We start from the raw sequence: 15,616 nt of genomic DNA on the forward strand, positions 1-15,616 counted from the left end.
CCTCCCAGGGATGCCGGGCTTTCTCTCTCTGCCATCGTCGGCAGAAGAGTTAGTCCCGCGGGCGCGAGGCTGTCAAGCCGGGCCCCCGGCCGCCTAGGATGCGCGGCCCTATGCGCAAGGCGAAAATCATCTGCACCCTGGGCCCCGCTTCGGACACGCCCGAGGTCATCGAAGGGTTGATCCGCGCGGGCATGAACATGGCGCGGCTGAACTTCTCACACGGCACGCACGAGGAGCACCGACGCCGGGTGGAGATCATCCGCAAGGTCGCCAAGCGCCTGGGCACGCCGGTGGCCATCCTCCAGGACATCCAGGGGCCCAAGATTCGCCTGGGCCGCTTCGAAGGCGGGCAGCTGCTGGTGAAGCAGGGCCAGGACGTCACGGTGACGACGCGCAACGTCCTGGGCCAGGACGGCGTCATCCCCACCCCCATCAAGACGCTGGTGAAGGACGTGGCCAAGGGCCATGAAATCCTCCTGGACGACGGGCGCGTGCGGCTGCGGGTGCTGCGCGTCCACGGGCAGGACGTGCAGTGCCGGGTGGAGGTGGGCGGGGTGCTCAAGAATCACAAGGGCCTCAACCTGCCCGGCTCGCCCATGTCGGTGCCCACGATTACCCGAAAGGACGCGGCGGACCTGGCCTTCGGACAGGAGGTGGGCGTGGACTACGTGGCGCTGTCCTTCGTCCGCACGCCCGAGGACATCAAGAAGGCGCGCGCGCACGTGGCGAAGCTGAAGACGCCCCTCATCGCGAAGATTGAAAAGCCCCAGGCGGTGGAGCGCGTGGAGGAGATCGCCGCCGTAGCGGACGGCATCATGGTGGCGCGCGGCGATTTGGGCGTGGAGATGCCGCTGGAGCGCCTGCCCGCCATCCAGAAGCACATGGTGAGCGCGGTGAACCGCATGGGCGGGATCGTCATCGTCGCCACGGAGATGCTGGAGAGCATGGTGGCCAACGCGCGCCCCACCCGCGCCGAGGTGTCCGACGTGGCCAACGCCATCCTCGACGGCGCGGACGCCGTCATGCTGTCGGGCGAGACGGCCGCGGGCAAGTACCCGATTGAGGCGGCGTCCACCATGGCGTGCATCGTGGAGGAGACGGAGCGCGGCGTGGTGAAGCACCAACACCCCTCCCCCTTCGAGCGCTCTGAAGATCTGGGCACGGGCGTGGCCGCGGCGGCCGTGGCGGCGGCGACGCAGCTGGGCATTGGCACCATCGTCGCCTACACGGAGAGCGGCCACACCGCGCGCATCATCTCCGAGTTCCGGCCCCACGCGCGCATCGTCGCCCTCACGCCGAGCGAGACGGCCGTGAATCGCATGGCGCTCTACTGGGGCGTGACGGGCCTGCGGGTGGCGCGTGTCTCCACCACCGACGCCATGCTCACCCAGGTGCGGCAGCTGTGCCGGAAGGAGAAGCTCTGCGCGCCCGGCACGCCCGTGGTGGTGGTGGCCGGCGTCCCGCTCAACGTCCCGGGCAACACCAACCTGATGAGCATCCACCGCGTCTGAGCGGGCCAGCGACGGGCCCCGGGACGTGCCGTCACCGGGGCGCCGCGGCCAGCGGGCTCAGAGGACCTTCTGCTCGAAGTCGTAGATCTTCTCGACGGCGAGCTGCCGGTAGCGCTCCACGTTGAGCGCGCGGCGGGAGCACTCCCACACCAGCTCGTTGGGCGTGCGGTCCGGCTCCTTCTTCTTGCGGCGCTTCACCTCCGCCTTGATGGCCTTCACGGCCATGCGGGGGTGGTAGCAGAACGCGGCGGAGAACAGCAGGTGCCCACCGAAGGGGATGAGGCGCGCCTCGATGATGTCCCCCGTCTCCAGGCCCGCGACGTGGCGGCGCTCCGTCACGTCGAAGTCCTTGCCGGAGTACAGCTCGCGCAGACGGACCTCGCCCTTGCCCAGCTTGCGGACCTCGAAGAGGCCGTGGACCGTCTCCGTGAAGCTCCGGAAGGCGTTGGCCTCCTCGGGCGCGGAGCCGGCCAGGCGCTGCTCGTAGAACTCCGTGGCCGGCGTCTTGTTCGTCAGCGACGAGACGCGGTCATAGAGGTAGTAGTCCAGGAAGGACGCCATCCGCAGCTCGAAGAGCTTGTCGTCCTCGAAGACCTCGCCCGTCAGACGGAAGTACTCCGCCTTGGCCTGGAGCAGGTCCTCCTTGCGCGACTCGGCGCTGCCAAAGGCGATGAGCTGATCCAGATACGGCTGATAGGAGAGCGGTGACAGCGACGAGGTCATATTCGGTGGCGCCATCCTACTCCGCCATCAGCTTCGCGAACCTGCCGAAGAGATAGCGCGCGTCATGGGGGCCGGGCGAGGCCTCGGGGTGGTACTGCACGCTGAAGGCCCGCGCGTCCGGGACACCCAGGCCCTCCACCGTGCCGTCGTTGAGGTTGATGTGCGTCACGACGGCCAGGCCCTTGAGGCTGGCGTCATCCACGGCGAAGCCGTGGTTCTGCGCGGTGATTTCCACCTTGCCCGTCGTGAGGTCCTTCACCGGCTGATTTCCGCCCCGGTGGCCAAACTTCATCTTGTACGTCCGGCCCCCCAGGGCCAGCGCCATGATCTGGTGCCCCAGGCAGATGCCGAACACCGGCACCTTGCCCAGCAGCGCCGCCACGGTGCGGTCCGCGCCCTTCACCGCCGCCGGGTCTCCAGGGCCGTTGGCCAGGAAGACGCCGTTCGGCTTGCGCGCCAGCACCTCCTCCGCCGTGGTGTTGGCCGGCACCACCGTCACGCGGCAGCCCACGTCCACCAGGAAGTGCAGCATCGACTTCTTCAGGCCGTAGTCGTAGGCCACCACGTCGAAGCGAGGCTCGGCTGGCGCCTGCACCTCGCCCAGGCCGGTGAAGACGTCCGGCGAGGGCTGGGTGAAGGTGTAGGCCTCCTTCGTGGACACGCCCGTGGCCAGGTCCAGGCCCTCCATGCCACGCGCGGTGCGGGCGCGCTCCACCAGGGCAGCGGGAGACAGGCCCTCGCTGGAGATGACGCCCATCTGCGCGCCGTGCTCGCGCAGGTGACGCACCAGGCGGCGGGTGTCGATGCCCTCGATGCCCGCCACGCCGTTGCGCTTCAGGTACGCGTCCAGCGACTCCTTCGCGCGCCAGTTGGACGGCTGCTCGCTGAGGGCGCGCACCACCATGCCCACCGCGTGCACCCGGGCGCCCTCCTCGTCCTCCGGGTTGGCGCCGACGTTGCCCATCTCCGGGTACGACATGGTGACAATCTGGCCCACGTACGAGGGGTCCGTGAGGACCTCCTGGTAGCCGTACATGGTCGTGTTGAACACCACTTCACCCACCGTTTCGCCCACCGCGCCAAACGCGCGGCCTTCGAACGTGGTGCCATCCGCCAGGGCGAGCACTGCCCGCTTCGTCATCACCGCGACTCCTTGCTCTGGCCGACCTGGCCCGTGTCGAACACCTTGTGGCCCGAGACCCACGTCTGGATAACGCGCCCCTTCTGCTGCCGGCCATGGAACGGTGTGTTCCGGCTGCGGGAATGAAACTGGTGCGCATCCACCGTCCACTCCGCGTCGGGGTCCACCACCGTGATGTCCGCCGGCGCTCCAGGCGCCAGGTGACCGCCCGGCAGGCCGAACGCCTTCGCCGGCCCGTGCGTCAGCAGCTCCACCGCGCGGTTCGCGGTGAGCACGCCCGCGTGCACCAGCTCCAGCGTCAGCCCCAGCGCCGTCTCCAGCCCCACGATGCCGTTGATGCCCTTCTCGAACTCCACCAGCTTGTCCAGCACCCCGTGCGGCGCGTGGTCCGTGGCGATGGCGTCCACCGTCCCGTCCACCAGCGCCTCGCGCAGGGCCTGCACGTCGGTGTCCGCGCGCAGCGGCGGGGCCATCTTCGCGTGGGTGTCGTAGTCCCCGACTGCCCGGTCATCCAGGATGAAGTGGTGCGGCGCCACCTCGCAGGTGACGCGCAGGCCACTCCGCTTCGCCTCGCGGATGAGCCGCACGCTGCCCTCGCAGGACACGTGCGCCACGTGCAGCCGCCCCTTCGTCTCCTCCAGCAGCACCAAATCCCTGGCCACCATGGCCACCTCCGCCGAAGCGGGGATGCCGCGCAGCCCCAGCCGCGTGGAGGTGGTGCCCTCATGCATGGCGCCGCCCGCGGACAGCGACAGGTCCTCCTCGTGGACCATGACGGGCACGTCGAACTGGGTGGCGTACTGGAGCGTGCGCCGCATCAGCGACGCGTTCATCACCGGGCGGCCGTCGTCGGTGATGGCCACGCAGCCGGCGGACACCAGCTCGCCCATCTCCGCCAGCTCCTCGCCCTTGAGGCCCTTGGTGATGGCCCCGGCGGGATAGACGTGGCACAGGCCCGCGGCGCGGGCGCGGTTCAGCACCAGCTCCGTCACCATGGCGTTGTCGTTGACCACCTTGGTGTTGGGCATGGCCACCACGGCGGTGAAGCCGCCCGCCACCGCGGCGCGGCAGCCGGTGAGGACCGTCTCCTTGCCCTCCTCGCCCGGCTCGCGCAGGTGGACGTGCAGGTCGATGAAGCCCGGCAGCACCCACTTGCCGGTGGCATCCACCACGTCGGCGCTGGAGGGCACCGGCAGCGGGGCCTCCGACACCTCCACCACCTTGCCGTCGCGGACCAGCACGTCGCGGACGCCGTCCACTCCGTTGCGCGGGTCGATGACACGCCCCCGCCTGAAGAGCACCGTGGAGCTCATGCCGCACACACCTCCAGGATGGCCCGCCGCACGGCGACGCCGTTGGACACCTGCTCCAGGATGACGCTGCGGGGCCCGTCCGCCACCGCTGGCGCCAGCTCCACGCCCCGGTTGATGGGGCCCGGATGCATCACCACCGCGTCCGCCTTCATCCGCTCCTCGCGGGCCGCGCTGAGGCCGAACAGCCGTGCATATTCACGCGTGGACGGCAGGAACGCCTGCCCCTGCCGCTCCAGTTGGATGCGCAGGCACATCACCGCGTCCGCGTGCGGGAGCGCCGCGTCCAGGTTGTGCGTCACCTCCGCGCCCAGCGACGCCAGCCCCGGCGGCATCAGCGTGGGCGGTCCACACATCACCACCCGGGCGCCCAGCGCCTTGAGGCAGTGCAGGTTGGAGCGGGCCACGCGGCTGTGCAGCACGTCCCCCACGATGAGCACCGTGCGCCCGTCCAGCGAGCCCCAGCGCTGGCGCAGCGTGAAGGCGTCCAGCAGCGCCTGGGAGGGGTGCTCGTGCGTGCCGTCCCCCGCGTTGATGACGGCGCACTTCACGTGCTTCGCCACCAGGTGCGGCGCTCCGGACGAGCGGTGACGCATGACGATGGCCACCGGTCCCGTCGCCTCGATGTTGCGGGCGGTGTCCAGCAGCGTCTCACCCTTGGACACCGAGGAGCCGGTGTGCGTCCAGTTGAGCACACTGGCGCCCAGCCCCTTCGCCGCCATGTGGAACGACGTCCGGGTCCGGGTGGAGTCTTCGAAGAAGAGGTTCGCCACCACCTTGCCGCGAAGCAGGTGGGTGGTGTCGGGAGCGCCGGGGAGGTGTGCCTTCGCCCGGTCGAGCAGTGACTCCAGCTCGTCCCGGCGCCAGCCTTCGATTCCAAGCAGGTGTCTCATGGCCGGGGGCGCCGCGTACCCCGGGCCGTGCGGCACGTCAAGCGTCGTGCGCGGCGCGGCCGCCTGCCTGCTCCCAGCGAGCGCCTCAACGGACCGGTTCGAAGAACCGATCCACGCGCAGGCCCGTGCCGCCGAACAGGCCGTGCAGCAGCCCGCGGTAGCCCAGCGACAGCCACACCACCATGGCCTTGCCCTTGATGTGGCCGTAGGGGACGTACTCCGCCTTGCCGTAGCCCGTGACGCCCAGGCCGTGGCGGCTGTCCGCGCTGTTGTCCCGGTTGTCACCCACGGCGAAGACGTGCCCCGGAGGGACCTCGTAGGGGCCTTCCCGGCGCGGCATGCGCGGCAGCGTCTGCAGCGCGGCGTGCGCCACGCCGGACAGGTCCTCCTCGTAGAGGGTCTCCTGCTGGTCGTACCAGCGCCCGTCGTCGGTGATGTTGTGGACGGTGAACGCGTTGGCGACGAGCTCGCGCCGCTGCGGCTGGCCGTTGATGTGGATGACGCCGTTGATGAACTCCACCACGTCGCCCGGCACGCCGACCACGCGCTTGATGTAGTCCACCGACTCGTTCACCGGGTTGTTGAAGACGATGACGTCCCCACGCTCCGGCGGCCGGACGATGACGAACGGCACGAAGTTGAGGAACGGGACGCGCACACCGTAGATGAACTTGTTGACGAAGACCTGGTCGCCAATCTCCAGCGTGGGCAGCATGGAGCCGGAGGGGATGCGGTACGGCTCCACGATGAAGGTGCGGAACACCAGCGCCACCAGCAGCGCCTTGCCGAACCCACCCAGGAAGTCCATGGCGGACTGCTTGCGGAACGCGCCCAGGTGCTGCGCGGTCAGCGCCTCCAGTCCCTTCACCTCGGTGCGCAGCGCTTCCGCGTCACCCGCGGCGGAGGCCTGCTCCACGCGCAGCGCCTGCTCGGCGATGCGCTCCAGCACCGGCCCCGCCACCTTCGCGCTCACGCCGGGCTTGCGGAGGATGCGCTCGTTCTCCTCCAGCAGCTCGTTCGCCTCGTGGCGCACGCCGCGCAGCGCCTTCTCCCGGGGGGAGACGTTGCGCCACACCAGCAGGGCCACGAAGTAGAGGACCAGCAGCAGCCCAAGCCCCTTCATCACCGGCTGGGCCCACGCGGCGGAGGCGCGCGAGTACTCGATGAGCACCGTGTACGGCACGTACAACACCGCGAGGATGATCAGCGGCGCCCAGAGGCTGGTGAGGCGCTCGCGCCACACCAGCCCACGGTGGGCGCGAAGCATCTCCGGCGTGCGGCGGGCCGCCATCGCCTCGGAGAGCTTCGCGGGAGGGGTGGCGGAAGGCATGGCCGCGTTCATGGGCTACTGCTCCGACTTGAGGACCGCGAGGAAGGCTTCCTGCGGAATCTCCACCGTTCCGACCTGCTTCATGCGCTTCTTGCCCTCCTTCTGCTTCTCCAGGAGCTTGCGCTTGCGGCTGATGTCACCACCGTAGCACTTGGCGAGCACGTTCTTGCGCATGGCGGAGATGGTCTCACGCGAGATGATCTTCGCGCCAATCGCCGCCTGGATGGCCACCTCGTACATCTGCTTCGGGATGACCTCCTTCAGCTTCTGGCACACCTCGCGGCCACGCAGGTACGCGCGCTCGCGGTGCACGATGACGCTGAGGGCGTCCACCGGGTCCCCGTTGATGAGGATGTCCAGCCGGGCCAGGTCAGATTCAATGTAGCCGGCCAGCTCGTAGTCGAGGCTGGCGTAGCCGCGCGACACGCTCTTGAGCTTGTCGAAGAAGTCGAACACGACCTCCGCCAGCGGCATCTCGTACGTCACTTGCACGCGCTGGCCGCTGCTGCCCAGGTACTTCATGTCCTTCTGCACGCCGCGGCGCTCCTGGCACAGCTTGAGGATGGCGCCGAGGTGGTCGTTGGGGACGTGGATGTGGCAGGTGAGGATGGGCTCCTCGAACTTCTCGATGTGCTGCACCGGCGGCAGCTTGGCCGGGTTGTCCACCAGCAGCGTGTCACCCTTGCTGGTGGTGATGCGGTACACCACGCTGGGCGCGGTGGTGATGAGGTTCAGGTTGTACTCGCGCTCCAGGCGCTCCTGGACGATCTCCATGTGCAGCAGGCCCAGGTAGCCGCAGCGGAAGCCGAAGCCCAGCGCGGTGGACGACTCCGGCTCATAGGTGAACGCCGAGTCGTTGAGCACCAGCTTCGCCAGCGCGTCGCGCAGGTTCTCGTAGTCCGCGGAGTCCACCGGGAAGATGCCGGAGAACACCATGGGCTTCACTTCCTTGAAGCCAGGGAAGGGCTCGGACGTGGGACGCGCCTCCTCGGTGACGGTGTCACCGACCTTGGCGTCCTGCAGCTCCTTCACGTTGGCCACGAGCACGCCCACCTCGCCCGCGATGAGCTGCGTCACCGGGCGGGAGAACGGGCTGAACACGCCCAGCTCCTGGACCTCGAAGACCTTGTTGTTGCTGAACAGCTTGATCTTCTGCCGCAGCTTGAGCGTGCCTTCCAGCACGCGCACCAGCGTCACCACGCCCCGGTAGTTGTCGTACCAGGAGTCGAAGATGAGCGCCTTGAGCGGCGCGTCCGCGGACCCGCTTGGCGGCGGCACCGTCTTGACGACGGACTCCAGGATGTCCTGGATGCCGATGCCCTCCTTGGCGGAGCACGGCACCGCGACGGACGCATCGATGCCGATGACGTCTTCAATCTCCGAGCGGGTGCGGTCCACGTCCGCGCTCGGCAGGTCGATCTTGTTGATGACCGGGATGATTTCGAGGTTGTGGTCCAGCGCCATGTAGACGTTGGACAGCGTCTGGGCCTCCACGCCCTGCGTCGCATCCACCACCAGGAGCGCGCCTTCGCACGCGGCCAGGCTGCGGCTGACCTCGTAAGCGAAGTCGACGTGTCCTGGCGTGTCGATGAGGTTGAGGACGTACTGCTTGCCGTCCTTCGCGGTGTAGTTCATCCGCACGGACTGGGCCTTGATGGTGATGCCCCGTTCGCGCTCGATGTCCATGTTGTCGAGGAACTGGGCTTGCGCCTCGCGCTTGGTCAGGGTCCCCGTCTTGTCGAGGAGACGATCCGCCAGCGTCGACTTTCCATGGTCGATGTGGGCGATGATGCAGAAGTTGCGAATGTGCGCGTTTTCAGCCGGCATGTTCAGGGCGCTCGTCGGAAGAAGCGGGCGTGCGTAACAGGGAATCGCGCGAAAATCTACGCGCACGCGTCCGCCCGATGAGCAACCCACCCGGGGAGCTTGTTTGTTCCCCAGTCATCAGCGCCCGTCCCGGGCGAACGCCCCTGGAACAAGCCCTGAGCCCCCTCCCGGCACACCCGGTCCCGGGCCCTCAGGGCCGGCCCGGGTACGCTCGTGGGAGGGAGCCCCCCCTCCCCCGCCTCGGATGGAAGCGGGGGCACCGGACGCCGCTCAGCCGTGGGCGCGAGCGGGCGCGCCAGCCTTCTGACGGAAGTACTCGATGGTGCGGCGCAGGCCCTCGCGCACGTCGACGCTCGGCTCCCAGCCAAGCACCTGCCTGGCGAGCGCGTGGTCGATGCAGGAGCGCAGCTGCTCCCCCGGCTTGCCGGGCGCGTGGGCGACGGAGGCGCTGGAGCCCGCCGCCTCGGCCAGCAGCGCGTAGAGGCGGTTGATGTCCGTCTCCACGCCCGTGCCGATGTTGATGGCGCCCACGTAGTCCTTTTCGAACGCCAGCCGGTTGGCGCGGGCGACGTCCGGACCGAAGACGAAGTCGCGGGTCTGCTTGCCCTCGCCGAAGATGGTGCAGCCCTGATTGGCGATGAGCCGCTGGCTGAAGATGGCCACCACGCCCGCCTCGCCGTGCGGGTTCTGCCGCGGGCCGTAGACGTTGGCGTAGCGGAGCGCCACGTAGGGCAGGCCGTACTGCGCCCGGTAGTAGCCCAGGTACAGCTCACCGGACGCCTTGGAGACGCCGTAGGGCGAGATGGGCCGCGTGGGGTGGCTCTCCGGCGCGGGGAACACGTCCTGCTCGCCGTAGATGGCGCCGCCGGTGGAGCTGAAGATGACCTTCCTCACCCCGGAGACGCGGGCGGCCTCCAGCAGGTTGAGCATGCCGCGGATGTTCACGTCCGCGTCGAAGCTCGGGTCATCCACGCTGCGGCGCACGTCCATCTGCGCCGCCAGGTGGCAGAGCACGTCGGGCTTCTCGGACTTGATGAGCTCCGACGCCTCGCGGCTGCGGATGTCGTGGACCGCCAGGCGCACGCGCGGGTCCAGGTTCTCCCGCTTGCCACCGGACAGGTCATCCAACGCGATGACCTCGTGTCCACCGCGCAGGAACTCATCGCACACATGCGAGCCAATGAAGCCCGCGCCACCTGTCACCAGGACCTTCACGCAACCTCCCACCTGCAGGGCTTGCAGCAACGACGCGCCGGCAAACTATGCCGCGGGCTTCGTGCCGGCAACCTCTCGGAACCACGCAATGGTCTCCCGAAGACCCTCTTCCAGCGGCACCTTCGGCTCCCAGCCCAGCAGCGTCCGAGCCCGGGTGATGTCCGGCTGACGCTGCTTCGGATCATCCTTGGGCAGCGGCTTCTCGATGATGGTGCCCCCCCCGCCCGCCGCCGTGCGCACCGCCTCCGCGAACTGACGGATGGTCATCTCCCGGGGGTTGCCGATGTTCACCGGGTTCGGCTCGTCCGACAGCATCAGCCGGACCAGCCCGTCCACCAGGTCCTTCACGTAACAGAACGAGCGCGTCTGGCTGCCGTCCCCGAAGACGGTGAAGTCCTCGCCCTTGAGGGCCTGGCCCACGAAGGCCGGCACCACGCGGCCGTCATTGAGGCGCATGCGCGGGCCGTAGGTGTTGAAGATGCGGACGATGCGGACCTGCACGCCCTTGGTGCGCCCGTAGGCCGCGGTGATGGCCTCCGAATAGCGCTTGGCCTCGTCGTACACGGACCGGGGGCCGATGGGGTTCACGTTGCCCCAGTAGTCCTCGCGCTGCGGATGCACCAGCGGGTCCCCGTACACCTCCGACGTGGAGGCCATCAGGAACACCGCCTGGTTCGCCTCCGCCAGCTTCAGCCCGTTCTCCGTGCCGATGGAGCCCACGCGCAGCGTCTCCAGCGGGAGCTGCGCGTAGTCGATGGGCGAGGCCGGCGAGGCCATGTTGAAGACGTAGTCCAGCGGCCCCTCCACCGGGATGCGCTCGGTGATGTCCGCCTTCACGAAGGAGAAGCCCGGCCGCCCGTTCAGCGTGCGCAGGTTCTCTTCGTTGCCGGTGATGAGGTTGTCCACGGCGATGACCCCCGCCGCGCCGTCATCCAGAAGACGCTCACACAGGTGCGACCCGACGAAGCCGGCGCCGCCCAGGACCGCTACCCGCTTGCCACGCATGCTCTTCACGTCACGCCTCTCTCTCACAGCTCGTCGAACGTCGACTGCCCCGGCAGCTGCGCCTTGTACTTCTCCAGGACCAGGTCGATGCCTTGGCGGATGTACTCGGCCACGGGCACCTTCGTCTTCTGGTTCAGCGCCTTGAGGAGCTCGTTCTGCTCCGGGGTGATGTAGATGGTGGTGCTGACTTTCTTTCGGGCCATGGCGATATGTGAAAATATATGAAATGACGTGTCGCGCGAAAGCATCTCGTGCGAATGACGTCGCCAGGCGGCCCCGGACGCTGGGAGTTCTCCATGCCACGCTACAAGCAGTTGATTTTCCTGGGCTTCATGGCCTCGGGTGCCCTGGCCGGCTGTGCCAGCAGCAAGTCGGCGGAGCAGGACGGCGCGGCCAGGGGCCGGCAGGCCGGCGAGGCCATCCGCCCGGAAGGCGCGGCCAACGAGGAGGTCACCCCGCAGGACGCCAACGGCGACGGCCGCCCGGACGTGTGGACCTACACGGTGGACGGACGGAAGGTGCGCCAGGAGCTGGACCTGAACTGGGACGGCCGCGTGGACCTGACGCGCTACTTCGACGCGAGCGGCGTCAAGGCGCGCGAGGCGCTGGACCTGGACTTCGACGGCCGCGTGGACTCCACCTACTTCTACGAGAAGGGCGTCAACACGCGCCGCGAGCGCGACACCAACGGTGACGGCCGCGTGGACAGCTTCACCTACTACGAAGGCGGCAAGCTGGTGCGCAAGGAGCGCGACACGCGCGGCGCCGGCCGCATCGACTACTGGGAGTACTGGGAGGGCGGCCAGGTGGACCGCATCGGCGAGGACCTGGACGGGGACGGCGCGGTGGACAAGTGGACCCGCAACCCGAACAACACGGCCCGCGAGTAGGCGGGCCGCCGCGGTGGACGGCGGCTACGGGTTGCTGGTGCCGGTGCGCCCGTAGGCGTCCTCGAGCCGGACCACGTCGTCCAGCTCCGGGGTGCTGACCTCGAGGATGTCGCAGTCGGTCAGCGCCACCATGCGGTGCTTGGTGAGCGGCTTGATGTGGTAGCTCTCACCGGGGTTCATCTCCTTCTCGATGAGCCCCTGGCCCTCGTCGACGACGAAGAGCAGCTTGCCGCTCTGCACGTGGATGGTCTCATCCTTGCGGTTGTGGAACTGCAGGCTGAGCTTGTGGCCCTGCTTCACGTGCAGCAGCTTGCCCACGTAGCGTTCGGTGTGAGCCCAGATGAGTTCATATCCCCAGGGCTTCTCCACCCGCTTCGTCGTCGTCATGGCGCTTTCCGTCTTCCTCGTCCCGCTCTAGTTCGTGCCGGCCACGAATGCGTCGAGCGAAGTCTCACGCTTGAAGTCTGACAGATACCGGGTGGCCGCATCCCGCGAGGCGAAGCTTCCCATGCGGACGCGGTACCACGTCCCCTTGCCAGCCACTTCGGCCGTCAGGATATAGGGGGCATAGCCCCGATCACGCAACCGGGCGGCGAAGCGGTCGGCTTCCTGCCGGTCCTGGAACGCTGAGAGTTGGAGCGTGAACGCCCCACCCTTCACGGCCTGCGCGGGCGGCGAGGCGGGCTGCGCCGGCCGCTGGGTGGCGCGGGCGATGGCCTCCTTCAAGCCGCCGCCCTCCGTGGTGGTGGTGCGCGTGGGAACGGCGGACGCCTCCACCTTGCCCGACACCGGGACCGCCTTCGCGGGGACCGGCGCCGTGGGCGCCTCGGCGACGACGACGCGCTCCGGCTCGGCCTCGGGCTCCTCTGGCGGCAGCTCCCCCGTGTCCGGGTCCGGCGTGGGCGCCAGTGACGGGCGCTGCGCGGTGGCCGGCTTCGGCTCGGGCGGCTTCGGCTTCTCCGCCGGCGGCGGGGCCTTGGCGACGGCGGGCTTGGGGGGCGGCGGCGCCACCGGCTCGGCAACGGCCTTGCGGGTCAGCTCATCCGGGAAGGTGAGCGGCTGCTCCTGCTGCACATTCTGGAGCGCCTGCGCGTTGGCATCCAACGCGGAGAGCAGGTCCGGCGCGGCCACGGCATCCGCGTTGCCCGCGAGCTTCTTGCCGACGACGACCCCCAGCACGAAGACAGCGCCCATCACGACAATGCCGGCGATGAGCAGGCTGACGATCTGCCGGTTGTCCAGCGAGACGTCGAACTTCTCCTTCATCCGGTGAGCATCACGCATGGCTTGAAAGTCCTCGGGCGCGGTCGCGACGGCCACACGAAATCCGTGTTGCGGCCTGTAGCGACGGCATGGAGGGCAAAGTACGCCCCACCCCTGGGTCGGTCAAATTCGCGGAACGACTCCAGGCCGCACCGTCAACCCGTGACGGGCACGGAGAGCGGGGGCCCCGCGGCGTGCGGCAGCGACGACAGCGCCTCGCCGGGGGGTGTGTCCGAAGCGGGGGAAGCCGCCGTGGCGGGTGGGGCATTGAGCCGCTCCCGCAGCTCCTTGCCGGCGGCGAAGGACAACGTGCGCCGCGCGGGCACCGACACGCGCTGGCCCGTCTTGGGGTTGCGGCCCGTGCGAGCCCGGCGCGCGCGGACGCAGAAGACGCCGAAGCCCCGCAGCTCGATTCGCCTTCCGGCGATCAGCGCCTGGGACATCTGCTCGAAGACGGCGTGGACGATGGCCTCTACCTCACGCCGTGGAACATGCGGTGCACGCTCCACGATGCGCTCGATGAGCTCACTGCGCGTCATGCACACCTCCCGCTGGGCGACCGCGGACTCTACCGAAGCGGGCCCCCGAAGGACAAACCGCCCTCCCCGTCCCTCACCGCAGCCGGACGTCCGCGGGGCCTTCGACTTCAATTTCACGCCCCTGCTGCGTGCGAAGGACGACCTCCGCGCCGGCGGGCACCACCAGACGCACCGTGCGGCCCAGGGGCACCTCGCCCCCTTCCAGCAGCACGGCGGAGGCCAGGTCGTCCGTCTCCGCCACGATGAAGCCGTCCTCCACGGTGGCCACCAGCCCGCCCTCGCCCAGGTTGCCTGCGTGGATGTGGGGCACGCGGGGGCGGAGTGGCGGAGGCGGCAACGGCTTGCGAGGGCCATCACGCGGCGGTTCGTCGGTGGCCTTGTTGGGCGACAGCCCGTTGGGCGTGAAGAAGGCGGCGAAGTAGCCGTTGGAGCTGTACGCGTCCTCCTGCTGGGCGCTCGCGGGCGTCACCTGCACCTGGGTGTAGCGCGCGGCGATGATGCGCAGCGGGCGCGGCGCCTCCTGGAGCGTGCCCTCGACAATGTGGCGGGACGGCAGGTTGACGCCATGGAGCTTCGCCTCGTCCGCGTCACCCACCTCCAGCGTGTCGCCCTTCTCCAGGAAGCGCAGGCCCCCGCCGAAGAACTCCAGCACCGCGGGGCCGGTCGCCTTCAGCTCGTCATGCCCCAAGAGCTGCGAGCCGACGGCGATGGGCCGCCACTGCTTGCCCTCCGCGCGCAGCACCGGCGCACCGGCGGCGAGCAGCCCCGCGACGGGTTTGTCCGAGCGCTCCTTGCAGCCAGCGGCCACGAAGACGGTGACGACCGCGATCAGACATCCCACGAGGCGCTGCGCCATGTGCCGCACCCTCCGAGGCACCGCGGGGTCAGACAATCCAACCACCGCCGAGCACGCGGTCCTGATGGTAGACCACCGCGGCCTGCCCGGGGGTGACGGCGCGCGCGGGCGCGTCCAGCTTCACGGAGACGAGCCCGTGCGGCGAGACATGCACCCGCCCCTGCGCGCCCGAGTGGCGATGCCGGATTCGGACCTCCACCGGCTGACTGGCCGGCGGCGGCCCGTTCACCCAGTGGGGTTGGAGCAGACCGAAGTTGTCGCGGCCGGTGCCCTCGGCGGGGCCCACCACCACGCGCTGCGTCTCCGGCTCCAGCCGGTGCACGTAGCGAACCTCGCCGCCGCCCAGGTTGAGCCCCTTGCGCTGGCCCACGGTGTAGCGGTGGATGCCCTGGTGGGTGCCGAGCACGTTGCCCTCGGTGTCCACGATGTCTCCGGCCGGCTGCGGCCCGGCGACCTTCTCCACGAAGCCCGCGTAGTCGCCGTCCGGCACGAAGCAGATCTCCATGCTCTCCGGCTTGTGGCTGGTGACCAGGCCGTGCCGCTCCGCGACGGCGCGGACCTCCGCCTTCGTCATGCCGCCCACGGGGAAGAGGAGGTCGCGCAGCTCGTCCTGGCCGAGCGTGAAGAGGAAGTAGCTCTGGTCCTTGGCGGCGTCGACGGCGCGGCGCAGGACGAAGCGGCCGTCCGCCTCCTCCACGCGGGCGTAGTGCCCCGTGGCCAGCCGGGCGCCGAGCGCGCGGGCGCGCTTGAGGAGGAAGTTGAACTTCACGTCCCGGTTGCAGGCGACGCAGGGGATGGGCGTGCGCCCGCCCAGGTACGACTGGACGAAGGGGTTGATGACCCGGTCCTGGAAGATCTCCTCCGCGTTGGCCACGTAGAAGGGAATCCCCAGCGTCTGGGCCACGGCCCGCGCGTCATCGATGTCGTCCGGGCTGCAGCAGCTCCCGCACGTCGCCTTGCCCTCGTAGGACCAGACGCGCAGGGTGATACCGATGACCTCGTGGCCCTGCTCCTTGAGCAGGGCGGCAGCGGCCGAGGAATCCACCCCGCCGCTCATCGCAACGACGACTCGCATGGTGCTCCTTCCTACACGCCCGCGCGTCCGGGCGCACG

15 protein-coding genes and 1 pseudogene are annotated in these 15,616 nt (G+C 69.3%); 2 read left to right on the top strand and 14 right to left on the bottom strand.

Going from position 1 to position 15,616, the window contains the following annotated elements:
- Nucleotides 1-110: 110 nt before the first annotated feature.
- Entirely contained in the window at nt 111-1,511 is a 1,401-nt protein-coding gene (gene pyk, locus HV824_RS03075) for a pyruvate kinase (protein ID WP_176415546.1), read from the top strand.
- A gap of 57 nt (nt 1,512-1,568) precedes the next feature.
- Here pyk and HV824_RS03080 read toward each other — a convergent pair whose 3' ends face one another.
- The 9 genes from HV824_RS03080 to HV824_RS03120 all read right to left on the bottom strand — a co-directional run bounded on the left by HV824_RS03080 (nt 1,569) and on the right by HV824_RS03120 (nt 11,158).
- Nucleotides 1,569-2,234 carry a hypothetical protein gene (locus HV824_RS03080; protein ID WP_176415583.1) on the bottom strand — a complete coding sequence of 222 codons (666 nt, stop codon included), beginning with the start codon at nt 2,232-2,234 and terminating at the stop codon, nt 1,569-1,571.
- A gap of 16 nt (nt 2,235-2,250) precedes the next feature.
- A complete protein-coding gene (gene carA, locus HV824_RS03085; protein ID WP_176422623.1) occupies nt 2,251-3,375 on the bottom strand; it encodes a glutamine-hydrolyzing carbamoyl-phosphate synthase small subunit in 1,125 nt (374 codons plus the stop codon).
- The gene (locus HV824_RS03090) at nt 3,375-4,688 is read right to left on the bottom strand and encodes a dihydroorotase (protein ID WP_176415544.1); all 1,314 of its coding nucleotides are present in this window, start codon (nt 4,686-4,688) and stop codon (nt 3,375-3,377) included. The genes carA and HV824_RS03090 overlap by 1 nt, the downstream gene beginning before the upstream one ends.
- Complete coding sequence (locus HV824_RS03095; RefSeq protein WP_176415543.1) at nt 4,685-5,578, bottom strand: aspartate carbamoyltransferase catalytic subunit; 894 nt, start codon at nt 5,576-5,578, stop codon at nt 4,685-4,687. Before HV824_RS03095 ends, HV824_RS03090 begins: the two co-directional genes overlap by 4 nt.
- A gap of 85 nt (nt 5,579-5,663) precedes the next feature.
- The gene (gene lepB, locus HV824_RS03100; protein ID WP_176422624.1) at nt 5,664-6,920 is read right to left on the bottom strand and encodes a signal peptidase I; all 1,257 of its coding nucleotides are present in this window, start codon (nt 6,918-6,920) and stop codon (nt 5,664-5,666) included.
- Nucleotides 6,921-6,923: 3 nt separating this feature from the next.
- Entirely contained in the window at nt 6,924-8,735 is a 1,812-nt protein-coding gene (gene lepA / locus HV824_RS03105; RefSeq protein ID WP_176415541.1) for a translation elongation factor 4, read from the bottom strand.
- Nucleotides 8,736-9,005: 270 nt separating this feature from the next.
- A complete protein-coding gene (locus HV824_RS03110; RefSeq protein WP_176415540.1) occupies nt 9,006-9,950 on the bottom strand; it encodes an NAD-dependent epimerase/dehydratase family protein in 945 nt (314 codons plus the stop codon).
- Between the two features lie 45 nt (nt 9,951-9,995).
- On the bottom strand, nt 9,996-10,955 hold the full coding sequence (locus HV824_RS03115) for a UDP-glucuronic acid decarboxylase family protein (protein ID WP_176415582.1): 960 nt from the start codon (nt 10,953-10,955) through the stop codon (nt 9,996-9,998).
- A 23-nt stretch (nt 10,956-10,978) separates the two neighbouring features.
- Nucleotides 10,979-11,158, bottom strand: a complete 180-nt coding sequence (locus HV824_RS03120; protein WP_002640579.1) for a ribbon-helix-helix domain-containing protein — start codon at nt 11,156-11,158, stop codon at nt 10,979-10,981.
- A gap of 93 nt (nt 11,159-11,251) precedes the next feature.
- On the opposite strand from HV824_RS03120, the gene HV824_RS03125 reads away from it, so the two are divergent.
- Complete coding sequence (locus HV824_RS03125) at nt 11,252-11,845, top strand: hypothetical protein (RefSeq protein ID WP_176415539.1); 594 nt, start codon at nt 11,252-11,254, stop codon at nt 11,843-11,845.
- A gap of 24 nt (nt 11,846-11,869) precedes the next feature.
- Here HV824_RS03125 and HV824_RS03130 read toward each other — a convergent pair.
- From HV824_RS03130 to mnmA, 5 genes and pseudogenes are all read right to left on the bottom strand, one after another.
- Nucleotides 11,870-12,235: pseudogene (locus HV824_RS03130) on the bottom strand (cupin domain-containing protein); the annotation flags it as partial.
- A 24-nt stretch (nt 12,236-12,259) separates the two neighbouring features.
- The gene (locus HV824_RS03135) at nt 12,260-13,129 is read right to left on the bottom strand and encodes an SPOR domain-containing protein (protein ID WP_176415538.1); all 870 of its coding nucleotides are present in this window, start codon (nt 13,127-13,129) and stop codon (nt 12,260-12,262) included.
- 134 nt (nt 13,130-13,263) lie between these two features.
- On the bottom strand, nt 13,264-13,764 hold the full coding sequence (locus HV824_RS03140; protein WP_368738012.1) for an HU family DNA-binding protein: 501 nt from the start codon (nt 13,762-13,764) through the stop codon (nt 13,264-13,266).
- Complete coding sequence (locus HV824_RS03145; protein WP_176415536.1) at nt 13,721-14,503, bottom strand: hypothetical protein; 783 nt, start codon at nt 14,501-14,503, stop codon at nt 13,721-13,723. The genes HV824_RS03140 and HV824_RS03145 overlap by 44 nt, the downstream gene beginning before the upstream one ends.
- A 28-nt stretch (nt 14,504-14,531) precedes the next feature.
- Complete coding sequence (mnmA, locus tag HV824_RS03150; protein ID WP_176415535.1) at nt 14,532-15,578, bottom strand: tRNA 2-thiouridine(34) synthase MnmA; 1,047 nt, start codon at nt 15,576-15,578, stop codon at nt 14,532-14,534.
- Between the last annotated feature and the right edge of the window lie 38 nt (nt 15,579-15,616).

The sequence above is a fragment of the Myxococcus sp. AM009 genome (assembly GCF_013372605.1).
In the GTDB taxonomy this organism is placed as follows: domain Bacteria; phylum Myxococcota; class Myxococcia; order Myxococcales; family Myxococcaceae; genus Myxococcus; species Myxococcus vastator.